General features: G+C 71.4%; 9 protein-coding genes. 3 read left to right on the top strand and 6 right to left on the bottom strand.

Annotation, left to right across the window (positions count from 1 at the left end):
• The first annotated feature begins 23 nt into the window (after positions 1–23).
• Entirely contained in the window at positions 24–1,220 is a 1,197-nt protein-coding gene (locus ACZ7M2_RS42585; RefSeq protein WP_471599900.1) for an MFS transporter, read from the top strand.
• A 4-nt stretch (positions 1,221–1,224) separates the two neighbouring features.
• On the opposite strand, the gene ACZ7M2_RS42580 is transcribed toward ACZ7M2_RS42585, so the two are convergent.
• Positions 1,225–1,812, bottom strand: coding sequence for a TetR/AcrR family transcriptional regulator (locus tag ACZ7M2_RS42580; RefSeq protein ID WP_471599899.1), 588 nt, complete (start codon positions 1,810–1,812; stop codon positions 1,225–1,227).
• 97 nt (positions 1,813–1,909) lie between these two features.
• Between ACZ7M2_RS42580 and ACZ7M2_RS42575 the strand changes: the two genes are divergently transcribed.
• Both ACZ7M2_RS42575 and ACZ7M2_RS42570 read left to right on the top strand, forming a co-directional pair.
• Complete coding sequence (locus ACZ7M2_RS42575; RefSeq protein WP_471599898.1) at positions 1,910–3,475, top strand: MFS transporter; 1,566 nt, start codon at positions 1,910–1,912, stop codon at positions 3,473–3,475.
• A gap of 496 nt (positions 3,476–3,971) precedes the next feature.
• Positions 3,972–6,938 (top strand): helix-turn-helix transcriptional regulator, encoded by a 2,967-nt coding sequence (locus ACZ7M2_RS42570; protein WP_471599897.1) that lies wholly within the window; start codon positions 3,972–3,974, stop codon positions 6,936–6,938.
• 52 nt (positions 6,939–6,990) lie between these two features.
• Here the strand turns inward: ACZ7M2_RS42570 and serA are convergent, their stop codons facing one another.
• The 5 genes from serA to ACZ7M2_RS42545 all read right to left on the bottom strand — a co-directional run bounded on the left by serA (position 6,991) and on the right by ACZ7M2_RS42545 (position 15,605).
• Positions 6,991–8,580, bottom strand: coding sequence for a phosphoglycerate dehydrogenase (gene serA / locus ACZ7M2_RS42565; RefSeq protein WP_352049359.1), 1,590 nt, complete (start codon positions 8,578–8,580; stop codon positions 6,991–6,993).
• Between the two features lie 267 nt (positions 8,581–8,847).
• Positions 8,848–9,846, bottom strand: a complete 999-nt coding sequence (ilvC, locus tag ACZ7M2_RS42560; protein WP_471599896.1) for a ketol-acid reductoisomerase — start codon at positions 9,844–9,846, stop codon at positions 8,848–8,850.
• Between the two features lie 115 nt (positions 9,847–9,961).
• Complete coding sequence (gene ilvN / locus ACZ7M2_RS42555) at positions 9,962–10,492, bottom strand: acetolactate synthase small subunit (RefSeq protein ID WP_054234575.1); 531 nt, start codon at positions 10,490–10,492, stop codon at positions 9,962–9,964.
• Between the two features lie 27 nt (positions 10,493–10,519).
• Positions 10,520–12,373 (bottom strand): acetolactate synthase large subunit, encoded by a 1,854-nt coding sequence (locus ACZ7M2_RS42550; RefSeq protein ID WP_471599895.1) that lies wholly within the window; start codon positions 12,371–12,373, stop codon positions 10,520–10,522.
• Between the two features lie 226 nt (positions 12,374–12,599).
• Positions 12,600–15,605, bottom strand: coding sequence for a putative bifunctional diguanylate cyclase/phosphodiesterase (locus ACZ7M2_RS42545; RefSeq protein WP_471599894.1), 3,006 nt, complete (start codon positions 15,603–15,605; stop codon positions 12,600–12,602).
• Positions 15,606–15,697: the final 92 nt, after the last annotated feature.

Below are 15,697 nucleotides of genomic sequence, written 5' to 3'. Positions count from 1 at the left end.
GGCAGGTGCCTAGCGTCGTTTCCATGACAGCGACCACGCCCCGTGTCCCCGCGGCAGCTTCGAGGCCCCCTCTCCTCACCCGCCCCCTGCTGCTCCGTTTCGTGAGCATGGTCGGCGCCTCGACGAGCTTCTTCCTGCTCCTGTCGGTCGTGCCCCGCTACGCCACGGCGTCGGGCGCGGGCCTGGCCACCGGCGCCCTGATGCTCTCCACGGTCCTGGGCGAACTGGCCGCTCCCCGCCTGGTCGGCCGCTACGGCTACCGGGTCGCGCTGATCGCCGGGCTCACCCTGCTCGGCGCTCCCGCGCTGGTCCTGACCGCCTCCGACGGCATGGCGTGGATCGTGACGGTCTGTCTGGTCCGCGGCCTCGGCTTCGCGCTCACGCTCGTCGCGGGCGGCGCGCTCACCGCGTCGCTCATTCCGGCCGAGCGGCGCGGGGAGGGCCTCGCGCTGGTGGGCGTGGTCTCCGGAGTGCCGTCGCTGATCGCGCTGCCGCTCGGCGTGTGGCTCGCCGCGCACGCCGGGTACGGGCCGGTCGCCGTGGCCGCGGGCGTGGCGGCGCTGGCCGCGATCGTCGCCGTACCGGGCCTGCCGGACCGGGAGCCGGCGTCCGGGAAACCGGTGGGGGTGCTGGCCGGGCTGCGCACCGGTGGTCTGATGCGGCCCGGGGCCGTCTTCGCGACCACCGCCCTCGCCGCCGGGATCGTCGTCACGTTCCTGCCGCTGGCGGTCCCTGCCGCGTACGGCACGGTCGTCGCCGTGGCCCTCTTCGTGCAGCCGGCCGCGTCGACCGCGGCCCGTTGGGCGGCGGGCCGGTACGGCGACCGGCACGGGCCCGCGCGGCTCCTCGTGCCCGGTCTGGTCCTCTCGGCGGGGGGCCTGTCGATCACGGCGATCACCGGTAGTCCCGTCGCGGTCCTCGTCGGGGTCGCGGTCTTCGGCACCGGCTTCGGAATCGCCCAGAACGCCACGCTGACCCTGATGTACGCGCGCGTCCCGGCCTCGGGATACGGCACCGTCACAGCGCTGTGGAACGTCGCGTACGACGGTGGCATGGGCGTCGGCGCGGCGGGTTTCGGCGTGCTGGCCGGGGTGACGGGGTATCCGTCGGCCTTCGCCGTCACCGCCGTACTGATGCTGGTGGCGCTGGTCCCGGCCTCCCGCGACGCGCGAGCCGATCGCGGGCCCGGCGCCACGCCGACCGGAGTCGTGGCCGGGTGACGCCTCAGTCGCGCGAGCCGGTCGCCCCCTCGATCACCCGTCGCAGCCCCTCCGTGAGGTCGTCCGCCGTGGAGGCGCTCGCCGGGTCGAAGAGCCACTGGACCATCAGACCGTTGAGCAGCGCCTGGTAGAAGCCGCCGAGGGACTGGACGGTGCGCTCGTCGAGCGTCTCCTCGTCCAGGCCCGTGAGCATCGCGACGAGCCCGGACCGTCCCTCGATCTGCGCCTTCGCCATCAGATTCCGCAGCTCCGGAACCCGCTCCCCCTGCGTCACGATCTCCATGCTGGCCGCCCAGACGGGGCGGAACTCCTCGAAGGACTCCAGCATCCGGGCCCACACGCTGTGGAACCGCTCCACGGAACCCCCGGGCGTGTCCTCGTGCTCCGGATGATGGGCGGACTTCTCGCCCCACTCCTGCACCAGTTCCACGAAGGCCTGCGTCAGCAGCGCGTCCTTCGACCCGTAGTGGTAGCCGATGGACGCCAGATTCGTCCCGGACTCCTTCACGATGTCGCGCGCCGTGGTGCGCACGAACCCCTTCTCCAGCAGGCAGCGCTTGGCGCCTTCGAGCAGATCCTCACGGTGTCCCATGCCGATCAGCGTACCCCCGATCCAGACAACCGTCCCAGACGCTCGTTTTAAACAAGCGTACTAGACAAGCGTTTAAGACGTCCGTACAGTCCCTGTCATGACGAACTCGAAGCACTCGACGAGCACCACCCCCGCACCCGGCGGAGGCCTCGCCGGCCGCCGCGAATGGACCGCCCTCGGCGTCCTGATGCTTCCGCTGCTCCTGGTCTCGATGGACGTCTCGGTCCTCTACTTCGCGATCCCCGCGATCAGTGCGGACCTGGAGCCGAGCGGCACCCAGCAGCTGTGGATCTTCGACATCTACGCGTTCGTGCTCGCCGGACTGCTGATGACGATGGGCTCGCTCGGCGACCGCATAGGCCGCCGCAAGCTCCTCCTCTTCGGCGCCGCCGCCTTCGGCACGGCCTCGGTCATGGCCGCCTACGCCGACAGCGCCGAGATGCTGATCACGGCCCGCGCGGTCCTCGGCATCGGTGGCGCCACCCTCATGCCGTCGACGATGGCGATCATCCGCACGATGTTCACCGACCCCGGGCAGCGCGCGAAGGCGATCGGTCTGTGGTCCGGCGTCATGACCGGCGGTATCGCGCTCGGTTCGGTGATGAGCGGTGTCCTCGTCGAGTACTTCTGGTGGGGCTCGGTCTTCCTCGTCAACCTGCCCGCGATGGTGCTGCTGCTGGTCCTCGGCCCGATCCTGCTCCCCGAGTCCAAGAACCCGGAACCGGGCCGTTTCGACCTGCTCAGCGTGCCGCTGTCGATGGCCGCCGTGCTGCCCGTCATCTACGGCGTGAAGGAAATCCCGTCCGAGGGCTGGAAGTTCGAGTACGGCGTCTCGATCGTCGTCGGTCTCGTCTTCGCCGCGCTCTTCGTCCAGCGGCAGCGCACCGCCAAGTCCCCGCTGATCTCCCCCGAGTTGTTCCGGGGCCGGGGCTTCGCGCCCGCCGTCGTGCTCAACCTGGTCTCCGCGTTCGGGATGATGGGGTCGGCGTACTTCACCACCCAGTACCTGCAGTCGGTCCTCGGCAAGAGCTCCATGGAGGCCGCGCTGTGGTCACTGCTGCCGACGGTCCTGGTCGGGGTCGCCGCGCCGGTCGCCGCGCAGCTGGTGCAGAAGGGCGTCCACCGCGCCCACGTCGTCTCCGGCGGCTTCGTCCTCGCCGCGTGCGGCTACGGTCTGCTGGCCCTCACCGGGACCGACTCGATGTGGCTGGTCCTCGCCGGGGCCGGAGTCCTCGCCTCGGGGATCGTCACCGTGATGTCCCAGATGATGGATCTGGCGCTGGGCACCGTCCCCGTCGGCAACGCGGGCGCCGCGTCCTCGCTGCTGGAGACGGGGGCCGAGTTCGGCGGGGCGCTCGGTATGGCGGTCCTCGGGTCCATCGGTACGGCCGTCTACCGCCACGAGATTCCGTCCGGCGTCCCGGCGCCGGCCCAGGAGACCCTCGGCGGCGCGCTGGCGGTCGCCCACCGGTTGCCGGACGGCGCGGGCGATGCGCTGGTGCGGGCCGCGCGGGAGGCGTTCACCAGTGGGATGCAGGCGGCGGCGATCGCGGGGGCGGTGCTGTTGCTGGGGGCGGCGGGGGTGGCGTCTGCGACGTTGCGGCGCGTGCGGGTGCGGGAGGTCGGGGCCGAGGCCCCGCACCCCGAACAGGCTCCCGCCTGACACCCCTTCACCAGGACTACGCCCTGGGAACCCCGGCTGCGCGCTCCGACTACGGGGGGCGGGGTCCGGTCGCGCAGTTCCCCGCGCCTCTCGGGCGGGGCTGCGCCCGGACCCCCGCCCTCCCCAAGTGCTTTGCCTGCGGGTCGGTGGGGGCTGATCGCGCAGTTCCCCGCGCCCCTCAGGCGGGGCTGCGCCCCGAAACCCCGCCCACCCGAAGCGCTTTGCCTGCGGGCCGGTGGGGGCTGATCGCGCAGTTCCCCGCGCCCCTCAGGCGGGGCTACGCCCCGCATTCCCGGCCTCCCTGAGTGCTTCGTCTGCGGGTGGTGGGGGCCGGTCGCGCCGTTCCCCGCGCCCCTGAGAACCCCGGGTCCTGCCCGGGGTTTTCGGACGGTCCGGCGTTTGAGGACGAGGGCGTTCAGGTTGATGAGGGGGCCGGGGCCGGTAGGGGCGCGGACGGGGGCGGGGCGTTGTCGGTGGGGCGTGTCAGGATGGCGGCGTGGCACAGACATCCGGTACGCCGTTCATCGGCCGCGACGACGAACTCGCCTGGCTCACCGGCGTGCTGGACCGCGCCCGCGCAGGCACCCCGCGCGCCGTCGTCCTCTCCGGGGACGCCGGCGTCGGCAAGACCCGCGTCCTGACGGAAGCCGCCGCACACGCCACGCACACCGGCATGACGGTGCTCACCGGCCACTGCGTGGACCTCGGCGACGTGGGCCTGCCCTATCTGCCGTTCACGGAGATCCTCGGCGCGCTCGGCGGAGACGAGCGGTTCGCCGCCGCCCTCGCGGCACACCCGGCGGTCGACCGCCTGCTGGGCTCCGGCAGCGGGACGGACACGGACACCGGCAGCCGGCTGCGACTCTTCGAGGGCGTGGCCGGCCTGCTGGCGGACGCCGCCGACATCACCCCCCTCCTCCTGGTCCTCGAAGACCTCCACTGGGCGGACCAGTCATCGAGGGACCTCCTGCGCTTCCTCCTCAGCCGAGGCGCCCTGCAGAATCCGACCCCCGGCTCGCCCACCCACCGCCTCGCCCTCTTCGCCTCGTACCGCTCGGACGACCTGCACCGCCGCCACCCCCTGCGCCCCCTGCTCGCCGAGCTGGCCCGGCTCCCCTCCGTGGACCGGCTCGAACTGCGCCCCATGGCCGACGCCGAAGTGGCCCGCCTGGTGCGTGCCCTGCGGACGGACGCCCTCTCCGACACCACCGTCCGCCGCATAGTCGACCGCGCCGAAGGCAACGCCTTCTACGCGGAGGAGCTGCTCGCCGCGCTGCCGAGCGACCTCGACCCCGCGGCGCCCGCCATGCCGAGCGGCCTCGCCGACCTCCTCCTCATCCGGATCGAGCAACTCTCCGACACCGCCCAGCAGGTGCTGCGCACGGCCGCGGTCGCCGGGCGGCGCGTCGAGCACGACCTGCTGCGTGACGCCGTACAACTGCCCGAGGAAGAGCTGGAGTCGGCGCTGCGGGAGGCCGTAGGACGGCAGCTGCTGGTCCCCGGCGACGACGCCACGTACTCCTTCCGGCACGCCCTCGCCCGTGAGGCCGTCTACGCCGATCTGCTGCCCGGCGAGCGGGTCCGGCTGCACGGCTCGTTCGCCAGACTCCTCGCCGGACGCGGTCACACGGCGGAAAGCGCGGCCGAGCGCGCCCACCACTCGCGGGAGAGCCACGATCTCGCGGACGCTCTGACCGCCTCGCTGGAAGCCGCCGACCACGCCCAGCGGGTCGGCGCGCCCGCCGAGGAGCTGCACCACGTGGAGGCCGCGCTCGAACTGTGGCCCGCGGTGGACCCCGGCGCCCGCCCCCGCAACGGCGACCCGGTCACCCTCACCCTGCGCGCCTCCGCCGCCGCCGCGCACGCCGGCCAGACCCACCGGGCGGTCTCCCTCACCCGCGCCGCACTCGCCAGGGCGGGATCGGACGCGGACTCGGAGCTCGCCGCCCGCGTCCGCTACACCCTCGCGGGCAATCTGATGCGCGTCGACAGTCTGAAGGCCGCCTTCACCTACAGCAGCGAGGCGCTGGCCATGATCCCGGCCGAGCCCCCGTCGCACACCTGGGTGTGGGCGGCGGCCACCCATGTCATGGCCGCGCGGTACATGGGCCACGACGAGGACGCCGAGCGCGTCGCCCGACAGGCGCTGCGCACCGCCGAGGAGCTCCGACTCGCCGACGCCCAGGCCGACTTGATCATCTCCCTGGTCGGTCTGGAAGACCACAACCGGCGTACGACCGAGGGCCGGGAGCGGCTTCGGCAGGCCCGTGACCTGGCCCGGCGCGCCCGCAATGTCTCCATCGAGATGCGCGCCCACTTCAACCTCGCCATCGGGGCCTACGAGTCCGGGGCCCTGGACGAGTGCCTGACCTGGCTCGCCGAGGGACTCGAGCGGGCGAACCGCTCCGGCCTCGTCTCCTCCCCGTACGCGCTGGAGCTGCGCTACCTCCAGTCCCTGATCCTCTACACCCTGGGCCGCTGGGACGAGTGCGCGCGGGCCGCCGCCGTCGACGCCCAACGGCTGCCACCGGCGGGCGGCTTCGCCGTCGGACCCGCGTTGTACGTCGCCCTGGCGCGCGGCGAGGAGGGGGCCGCCGAGCGGGCCCGCGCGCTGCTCGACGGACCGTTCGACTGGATGGCCACGCTCGTCGCGGGCATCGTGCTGACCGACGCCGCAGCCCTGCGCGGTGATCCCGAGGGCGCCGTCGCCTCCGTACGTGCGACGCTCGCATCGCTCAGCGACGGCTCCGGCAGCGAGCGGCCCGACATCGGTGTGCGGCTCGCGGCGCTGGCTCTGTCGGCGGTCGCGGACGCCGCCGTCGAGCTGCGTCTGACCGGCGACGAGGCGGGCTCCCGGCGCTGGGCGGACCTCGCGACCGAGCTGGTGGAGGTCGCCCGGAGCACGGCCGCGAAGGGGGAGGACGGCTCGCGGCAGGGACCGGAGGGGCTGGCCTGGCTCGCCCGCGCCGAGGCGGAGTGGCTGCGCGCGCACTCGGGTCCCGAGGTGGCCGCCTGGGAGAAGGCGGTCGCCGCGTTCGACTACGGCGATCCCTATGAACTGGCCCGCTGCGAAAGACGGCTGGCCGAGGCGCTGCTCGTGGCGGACCGTCGGGAGGAGGCCGCCGAGCGGGCCCGCACGGCGCGCGACACCGCCGTCCGGCTCGGCGCCGTACCGCTGCGCGAGGAGCTGGACGCCCTGATCCGGCGCGGTCGTCTCGCCGACTCACCGTCCGCCGCGGACCGTGTCCCGGCGCTGACCGCCCGCGAGAGCGATGTCCTGAGGCTGCTGGCCCGCGGCCGTACCAACCGTCAGATCGGCGAGGAGCTGTTCATCACGGGGAAGACGGCGAGCGTGCACGTTTCCAACATCCTCGCCAAGCTGGGCGCCTCGGGCCGCACCGAGGCCGTGGCCATCGCCTACCGGGAGGGACTGGTCGAGCCGCCCCGGGACTCCCGCGCATGACCGGGGCCCGGTCACCTGAGGTGACCGGGCCCCGGACCGCGTACCGCGAAGGTCAGACGAGGTTCACCGAGCGCGCCGAGGTGGCGCCGATCTCCTCGGCCACCTCGCTCAGCACGTTCTGCGGGACCGTGTCGTCGACGGTGAGGACCGCGAGGGCCTCGCCGCCCGCGGCGGCACGCGCGACCTGCATGCCGGCGATGTTGATACCCGCCTCGCCGAGGATGCGGCCGACGGTGCCGACGACACCGGGACGGTCCTCGTAGCTCAGCACGGCCATGTGGTCGGCGAGCGCGAGGTCCACGTCGTACTCACCGACGGCGACGATCTTCTGCAGGTGCTTGGGGCCGGCCAGCGTGCCGGAGACCGAGACCTCCTGGCCGTCGCCGAGCGTGCCGCGCACGGTGACCACGTTGCGGTGGTCGGGGGACTCCGAACTCGTGGTCAGACGGACCTCGACGCCGCGCTCCTGCGCGAACAGCGGGGCGTTGACGTACGACACCGTCTCGTCGACGACGTCCTCGAACACGCCCTTGAGCGCGGAGAGTTCGAGCACCTTGACGTCGTGCTGGGTGATCTCGCCGTACACCTCGACGTCGAGGCGGACCGCGACCTCGCCCGCGAGGGCGGTGAAGATGCGGCCGAGCTTCTCGGCGAGCGGCAGACCGGGCTTGACGTCCTCGGCGATGACACCGCCCTGCACGTTCACCGCGTCCGGGACGAGCTCACCGGCGAGGGCGAGGCGCACCGAGCGGGCGACGGAGACACCGGCCTTCTCCTGCGCCTCGTCGGTGGAGGCGCCGAGGTGCGGGGTGCAGACGACCTGGTCGAGCTCGAAGAGCGGGGAGTCCGTGCAGGGCTCCTTCGCGTACACGTCGAGGCCGGCGCCGGCGACGCGGCCCTCCTTGAGCGCCGAGAACAGCGCCTCCTCGTCGACGATCCCGCCGCGCGCGGCGTTGACGATCCGCACCGACGGCTTGACCTTGTGCAGCGCCTCGTCGCCGATGAGACCGACCGTCTCGGGCGTCTTGGGCAGGTGCACGGTGATGAAGTCCGAGACCTCGAGCAGCTCGTCGAGGGAGAGGACCTTGACGCCCATCTGCGCGGCCCGGGCGGGCTGGACGTAGGGGTCGTAGGCGACGACCTTCATGCCGAACGCGGACATCCGCTGCGCGACCAGCGCGCCGATGCGGCCGAGACCGACGACACCGAGGGTCTTCTCGGCGAGCTCGACGCCGGTGTACTTCGAGCGCTTCCACTCGCCGTTCTTCAGCGCCGAGTTGGCCTGCGGGATGTGGCGCGCGGTGGCGAGGAGGAGGCCGCAGGCCAGCTCGGCCGCGGTCACGATGTTCGAGGTGGGGGCGTTGACGACCATCACGCCGGCCTTGGTGGCGGCGGAGACGTCGACGTTGTCCAGGCCGACGCCGGCTCGTGCGACGACCTTGAGCTTCTTCGCGGCGGCCACGGCCTCCGCGTCGACCTTGGTGGCCGAACGGATCAGGATCGCGTCGACGTCGGCGATCGCGGGCAGCAGCTCGGCGCGGTCCGCGCCGTTCGCGTGCCGGATCTCGAAGTCCGGGCCCAGGGCGTCGACGGTCGCGGGCGACAGCTCTTCAGCGATGAGTACGACAGGTTTCGAGCTCACGTGAGTCCTCACAGGTCCAATGCGGACGGCCGTCCCGACGGCCGCATGCGGTGGAGGGTTGCTAGCCGCGTGGAAGACGCACGACGCTGTGGGCCTGACGCGTATGTTGTGCAGCAGTGTAGTGCCGCAACGGGGGCCTTCTTGCGCCTCCGTGGAAGGATCACCCGTCCGTGGCTGGACGGGGTGGACAACGGCGCGCTCACGGGCGTTACCCAGGGTTGGCCGAAGGGGCCGGAGCGGATGCTCCGGCCCCTTCGGCCGTACGGCTTACGCCTCGTCGTTGACCCACGACATGAGCTTGCGGAGCTCCTTGCCGGTGGACTCCAGGAGGCTGTTCTCGTCCTGCGTCTTGTACTCGTTGTACTTCTTCAGGCCGGAGTGGTACTCCTCCATCCAGTTCTTGGCGAAGGTGCCGTCCTGGATCTCCGCGAGGACCTTCTTCATCTCGGCCTTGGTGGCGTCCGTGATGATCCGCGGGCCGGTGACGTAGTCGCCCCACTCGGCGGTCTCGGAGACCGACCAGCGCATCTTCTCCAGGCCGCCCTCGTACATGAGGTCGACGATGAGCTTCAGCTCGTGGAGGCACTCGAAGTACGCGATCTCCGGCTGGTAGCCGGCCTCGGTCAGCGTCTCGAAGCCCGCCTTGACCAGCGCCGCGGTGCCACCGCAGAGAACGGCCTGCTCACCGAACAGGTCGGTCTCGGTCTCCTCCGTGAAGGTCGTCTTGATGACGCCCGCGCGGGTGCCGCCGATGCCCTTGGCGTAGGACAGGGCGAGCGGGAAGGCGCTGCCCGTGGAGTCCTGCTCGACGGCCGCGATGCAGGGAACGCCGCGACCCTCCTCGTACTGGCGGCGCACCAGGTGGCCCGGGCCCTTGGGGGCGACCATGGCGACGTCGACACCGGCCGGGGGCTTGATGAAGCCGAAGCGGATGTTCAGACCGTGGCCGAAGAACAGCGCGTCGCCGTCCTTCAGGTTGTCCTTGATGGACTCCTCGTAGACCTGGGCCTGGATCGGGTCCGGCACCAGGATCATGATGACGTCGGCCTCGGCCGCGGCCTCCGACGGCGTCACCACGCGCAGGCCCTGCTCCTCGGCCTTGGCCTTGGACTTGGAGCCCTCGTGCAGACCGACGCGGACGTCGACACCCGAGTCGCGCAGCGACAGCGCGTGGGCGTGGCCCTGGCTGCCGTAGCCGATGACCGCGACCTTGCGGCCCTGGATGATGGACAGGTCGGCGTCGTCGTCGTAGAACAGCTCGGCCACTGGGGTTCTCCTTGGTGTGCGGTGTTGCGTCCCACCGTACGGCGGGCGGGGGAAGGGAAGTTTTCGGGTCTCGGTATACGGGCGGTCGGTGATCGCCGACCGCCCCTACCAAGGATCAGGCTGATCGGTCGAGCGCGCGCAGCGAGCGGTCCGTGATCGAACGCGCCCCTCTTCCGATCGCGATCGTGCCGGACTGGACGAGCTCCTTGATGCCGAACGGCTCCAGCATCTTGAGCATGGCCTCCAGCTTGTCGCTGCCGCCGGTGGCCTCGATGGTGACGGCCTCCGGAGAGACGTCCACGGTCTTGGCGCGGAACAGCTGGACGATCTCGACGATCTGGGAGCGCGTCTCGTTGTCGGCACGCACCTTCACCAGAACGAGTTCGCGCTGCACCGCCGAGCCGGGTTCCAGTTCGACGATCTTCAGCACGTTGACGAGCTTGTTGAGCTGCTTGGTGACCTGTTCGAGCGGCAGCGCCTCGATCACGTTCACCACGATGGTGATGCGCGAGATGTCGGGGTGCTCGGTGACACCGACGGCGAGCGAGTCGATGTTGAAGCCGCGGCGGGAGAACAGGGCGGTGATCCGGGCGAGGACACCCGGCTTGTTCTCGACGAGGACGGAGAGGGTGTGCTTGGTGCTCATGGTGGTGGACTCGGCTCTCTCTCGGTCTCAGTCGTCTTCGTTGTCGCCGAAGTCGGGGCGGACGTCCCGGGCGGCCATGATCTCGTCGTTCGAGGTGCCGGCGGCGACCATCGGCCACACCATGGCGTCCTCGTGCACGATGAAGTCGACCACGACGGGGCGGTCGTTGATCGAGTTCGCCTCCGCGATGACCTTGTCGAGGTCCTCGGGGGACTCGCAGCGGATCGCGTAGCAGCCCATGGCCTCCGACAGCTTCACGAAGTCGGGGACGCGGGTGCCGGCGCTCGGCTGCTTGCCGTCCGCGTCCGGGCCGGAGTGCAGCACGGTGTTGGAGTAGCGCTGGTTGTAGAAGAGGGTCTGCCACTGGCGGACCATCCCGAGGGCGCCGTTGTTGATGATGGCGACCTTGATCGGGATGTTGTTCAGGGCGCAGGTGGTGAGCTCCTGATTGGTCATCTGGAAGCAGCCGTCACCGTCGATCGCCCAGACCGTCCTGTCCGGCTGACCGGCCTTGGCGCCCATCGCGGCCGGGACCGCGTAGCCCATCGTTCCGGCGCCGCCGGAGTTCAGCCAGGTCGCGGGCTGCTCGTACTGGACGTAGTGCGCGGCCCACATCTGGTGCTGGCCGACGCCCGCCGCGAAGATGGTGCCCTCGGGGGCGAGCTGTCCGATCCGCTCGATCACCTGCTGGGGCGACAGGGAGCCGTTGTCCGGCTGCTCGTAGCCCAGTGGGTAGGTCTCGCGCCAGCGGTTGAGGTCCTTCCACCAGGCGGCGTAGTCGCCGGCGTGGCCCTCGCTGTGCTCCTTCTGCACGGCCTGGACCAGGTCGGCGATGACCTCGCGGGCGTCACCGACGATCGGCACGTCCGCGGCGCGGTTCTTGCCGATCTCGGCCGGGTCGATGTCGGCGTGGACGATCTTGGCGTACGGGGCGAAGCTGTCCAGCTTGCCGGTGACGCGGTCGTCGAAGCGGGCTCCGAGGGCGACGATCAGGTCGGCCTTCTGCAGCGCGGTGACGGCGGTGACCGCACCGTGCATGCCCGGCATTCCCACGTGCAGCGGGTGGCTGTCGGGGAATGCGCCGAGCGCCATCAGGGTGGTGGTGACGGGCGCTCCGGTGAGTTCTGCGAGGACCTTCAGCTCGGCGGTGGCCTTGGCCTTGAGGACGCCGCCGCCGACGTAGAGGACGGGCCGCTTGGCCTGGGTGATCAGCTTGGCGGCCTCGCGGATCTGCTTGGCGTGCGGCTTGGTCACCGGGCGGTAGCCGGGCAGGTCCTGGGTGGGCGGCCACTGGAAGGTGGTCTGCGCCTGAAGGGCGTCCTTGGCGATGTCGACGAGGACGGGGCCCGGGCGGCCGGTGGAGGCGATGTGGAAGGCCTCCGCGATCGTCCTCGGGATGTCCTCGGCCTTGGTCACCAGGAAGTTGTGCTTGGTGATCGGCATGGTGATGCCGACGATGTCCGCCTCCTGGAAGGCGTCCGTGCCGATCGCCTTGGACGCGACCTGCCCGGTGATCGCCACGAGCGGCACCGAGTCCATGTGCGCGTCCGCGATCGGCGTCACCAGGTTGGTGGCACCCGGGCCGCTGGTCGCCATGCAGACGCCGACCTTGCCGGTGGCCTGCGCGTAACCGGTGGCCGCGTGACCCGCGCCCTGCTCGTGCCGCACGAGCACGTGCCGCACACGCGTGGAGTCCATCAGCGGGTCGTACGCCGGAAGGATCGCGCCGCCGGGAATGCCGAATACCGTCTCGGCCCCGACCTCCTCAAGCGAGCGGATGAGGGACTGCGCTCCCGTGACGTGCTCGGGGGCGGACTGTCCTCCGGAACGGGGCCGCGGCTGCGGGTGATGGGCCCCGGTGGCCTGCTCGGTCATCGGCATTCTCTTCTCGATGCTGAGGGTTTTTGCGAGTTTTGTGCGGTGTACGACTGGTGCCTGTGCAACAAAAAACCCCTCGTGCCGTGAGGCAAGCGAGGGGAGCGCGCCGGGTGCGGTCGCTGGGTGTTCCGGGTCCGTCCGGTGGTCACCAGCTTCAGCCGACGCGCTTTCCAAGTACGAGAATTCGGGTGCGCATGGCATTGACCCTCCCCCCGGCACGCACTGACTGTCAAGTGGGTGGGACGGGAGTCTCATTATGTGAGCGGAGGGCCGTACCGCCTCCGAAGACTGCGGGCACACCACTCGTATACACCCCCGCGCCGCCGCCCGCGAACGCGGGCTCGGCGGGGCCGTGCGGCACCGGGTAGTGACCGCAGGACAGCGCTCTGCGCAGCCGGTACTCGTCGAGCGGTCCGGAGAAGGCCATGCCCTGTCCGTGTGTGCAGCCCATCGCGCGCAGGGCGACGACCTGCTCGGGCAGGTCCACACCGTCGGCCACGGACTGCAGCCCGAGGTCGGTGGCGATCCGCAGCAGCCCGCTGGTGATCTTGTGCAGCCGGGCGGACTCGACAACACCCTCGACGAGGCCCCGGTCGAGCTTCAGTACGTCGACGGGCAGCCTTCTGAGCGTCGTGATGGCCGCGTAGCCACTGCCGAAGCCGTCCAGGGCGATCCGGACGCCGAGCCGCCGCAGCGCGTTCAGCCGCCGCTCCAGCTCGTCCAGGGAGACCCGGGGGTCGGTGTCGGCCAGCTCGACGATCAGGGAGCCGGAGGCGAGCCCGTGCCGGGTCAGCAGGGCCTCCACGGAGCCGAGCGGCATCGAGCGGTCCAGCAGACGCCGGGCGCTCATCCGCACGGCGACGGGCACCGTGACACCCGCGGCGGCCCGCTCGGCGGCCTGCTCGACGGCCTGCTCGAGCATCCATCGGCCCAGCTCGGCGGTCTTGTCGCTGTCCTCGGCGACGCGCAGGAACTCCGCCGGCGTGAAGAGCACCCCTTGGGAGGAACGCCAGCGGGCCTGGGCGGTGACCGTCGCGATCCGGCCATTGCCGAGGCAGACCACGGGCTGGTGGAGCAGCGCGAACTCGCCGTCCTGGAGCGCGGAGCGCAGCCGGGTGGCCAGCTCCGCCTTCCGTACGACGTCCTGCTGCATCTGGGGCGCGTACAGCTCGACGCGGCCTTTTCCGGCCGCCTTGGCCCGGTACATGGCGAGGTCGGCGTTGCGCAGCAACTCCCCCGCCCCCAGGCCCGGTTCGGCGAAACCGACGCCGATGGACGCGGCGACGCGGACATCGTTGCCGCCGATGGCGTACGGCTGGGAGAGCTTGATCCGCAGCCGGTCGGCGAGCTCCAGGATCTGCTGTTCGCGCGCGCCCCGGTCGCGGCTGCCGTCGCCGACGATGAGCGCCGCGAACTCGTCGCCGCCGAGGCGGGCGGCGGTGTCGCCCTGGCGCACCGAGTCCTGGAGTCTGCGGGCGGCCTGGACGAGGAGCTCATCGCCGGCCTGGTGCCCGATCGTGTCGTTGACGGCCTTGAAACCGTCGAGGTCGATGAAGAGGACGGCCGTGCCGCGCAGCGCGGCGCCGCGGTCGGTGGAGCGGCGGCCGGACAGGGCCTGCTGGACGCGCCGGGTGAACAGCGCACGGTTGGGCAGGTCGGTGAGCGGATCGTGTTCGGCGTTGTGCTGGAGCTGCGCCTGGAGCCGGACCCGCTCGGTCACGTCACGGCTGTTGAAGATGAGGCCGCCGTGGTGTCGGTTGACGGTGGACTCCACATTGAGCCAGCCGCCGTCGCCGGACTTGAAGCGGCACTCGATGCGAGTGGTGGGCTCCTCCAGATGGCTTGCGGCCAGGAAGCGGCGCACCTCGTGCACCACACAGCCGAGGTCCTCGGGGTGGATGAGGGAGGCGAGCTCGGAGCCGACGAGTTCCTCGGCGTTGCGGCCGTAGACCCCGGCAGCGGCCGGGCTGACGTACCGCAGGATGCCGTTCGGTGCGGCGATCATGATGACGTCGCTGGAGCCCTGCACCAGGGAGCGGAAGTGGTTCTCCTGCTGGGCCAGCTCCTGGGTGAGGGTGATGTTGTCGAGCAGCATGATGCCCTGGCGCACCACGAGGGCGAGCACGACGAGGCCGGCCGTGATGAGCACGACGCGGTCGACGCTGCGGCCGTTCAGGACGTTGTAGAGAATGCCCAGCGTGCACACGGCGGCGGCCAGGTAGGGCGTGAGTGCGGCCAGTGATCCGGCGATCGGACGGGTGGCCGGATACCGGTTGTGGCCACCGTCCTGAGCCCCCTGAGGTGCCTCCTGATGCCCTTGAGATCCCTGGGTGATCCCTGGTCCGCCCTGGCGGGGTCCCGGGATGTGCTCGTGCACCACGCGCGCGTGCCCGTCCCTACGGGGCTCCTCCGTGTCGTGACCGTCGGCGGTCGGCTGCCCGAGCCGGGGACCGACCCACGGGGCGTACGCGAGGAGCAGTGACCCGGCGAACCAGCCCGCGTCGAGGAGCTGCCCGGAGTGGTAGTTGTTGTGCAGGAGGGGCGAGGTGAACAGGGCGTCGCACATCACGGTCAGGGCGAGCGCGCCGATCGCGGTGTTCACCGCCGAGCGGTTCACCGACGAGCGCCTGAAGTGCAGCGCGAGCACCATGCTGACCAGGGCGATGTCCAGCAGCGGGTACGCCAGCGAGAGCGCGGTGTGCGCGACGCTGGGCCCGTCGAACTTCGCCGCCTGGGCGAGCGCGAGGCTCCAGGACAGTGTGAGCAGGGAACCGCCGATCAGCCAGGAGTCCAGCGCCAGGCAGACCCAACCCGCCTTGGTCACGGGCCTCTTGGCTAGCACGAGCAGTCCTACGATGGCGGGCGGAGCGAAACAGAGGAAGAAGAGATCGGCGTAACTGGGACTCGGGACCTGGCGGTCGAGGACGACCTCGTACCACCCCCAGACTCCGTTGCCCAGCGAGGCCATGGTGGAGGAGAGCGCGAACAGCAGCCACGCGGGTCGAAAGCGGCTGCGGCGGCTGCGGGCGTAGAGGAAGCAGGAGACCGCTGCGGTGCCCGCGGCGGCGCTCAGCCCGAAGTCGCCCATGAACAGCGCGAGGCTCGCGGAGCCCCAGCCGAGCGCGGAACCGAAGGCGTAGCCCGCGCACACCAGGGCCAGCACGAGTTGCGGAATCACGCCCGTCCCAGCGCCGTACAACGGCCGACGGGACAGCAGCGCCCCGGGGGAGCTCACCGGGCCCACCCGGTCCGCGCGGGGTCCCGCTGGCCCGTGTGCGCTGGGTGCGCATGCCTTCTGCGGCCGCTGTGCCCGCGGTGGTGATGGCC

The sequence above is a fragment of the Streptomyces sp. NPDC111507 genome, from assembly GCF_055638955.1.
The sequence above is the reverse complement of the archived record's forward strand: the minus strand, read 5'-3'. Positions and strand labels throughout refer to the sequence as shown.

Coding starts and splice junctions, on each gene's coding strand:
- ACZ7M2_RS42575 (WP_471599898.1), top strand. CDS start 1,910: ATGACGAACTCGAAGCACTCGACGAGCACCACCCCCGCACCCGGCGGA.
- ACZ7M2_RS42585 (WP_471599900.1), top strand. CDS start 24: ATGACAGCGACCACGCCCCGTGTCCCCGCGGCAGCTTCGAGGCCCCCT.
- ilvN (WP_054234575.1), bottom strand. CDS start 10,492: ATGAGCACCAAGCACACCCTCTCCGTCCTCGTCGAGAACAAGCCGGGT.
- ACZ7M2_RS42580 (WP_471599899.1), bottom strand. CDS start 1,812: ATGGGACACCGTGAGGATCTGCTCGAAGGCGCCAAGCGCTGCCTGCTG.
- ACZ7M2_RS42550 (WP_471599895.1), bottom strand. CDS start 12,373: ATGCCGATGACCGAGCAGGCCACCGGGGCCCATCACCCGCAGCCGCGG.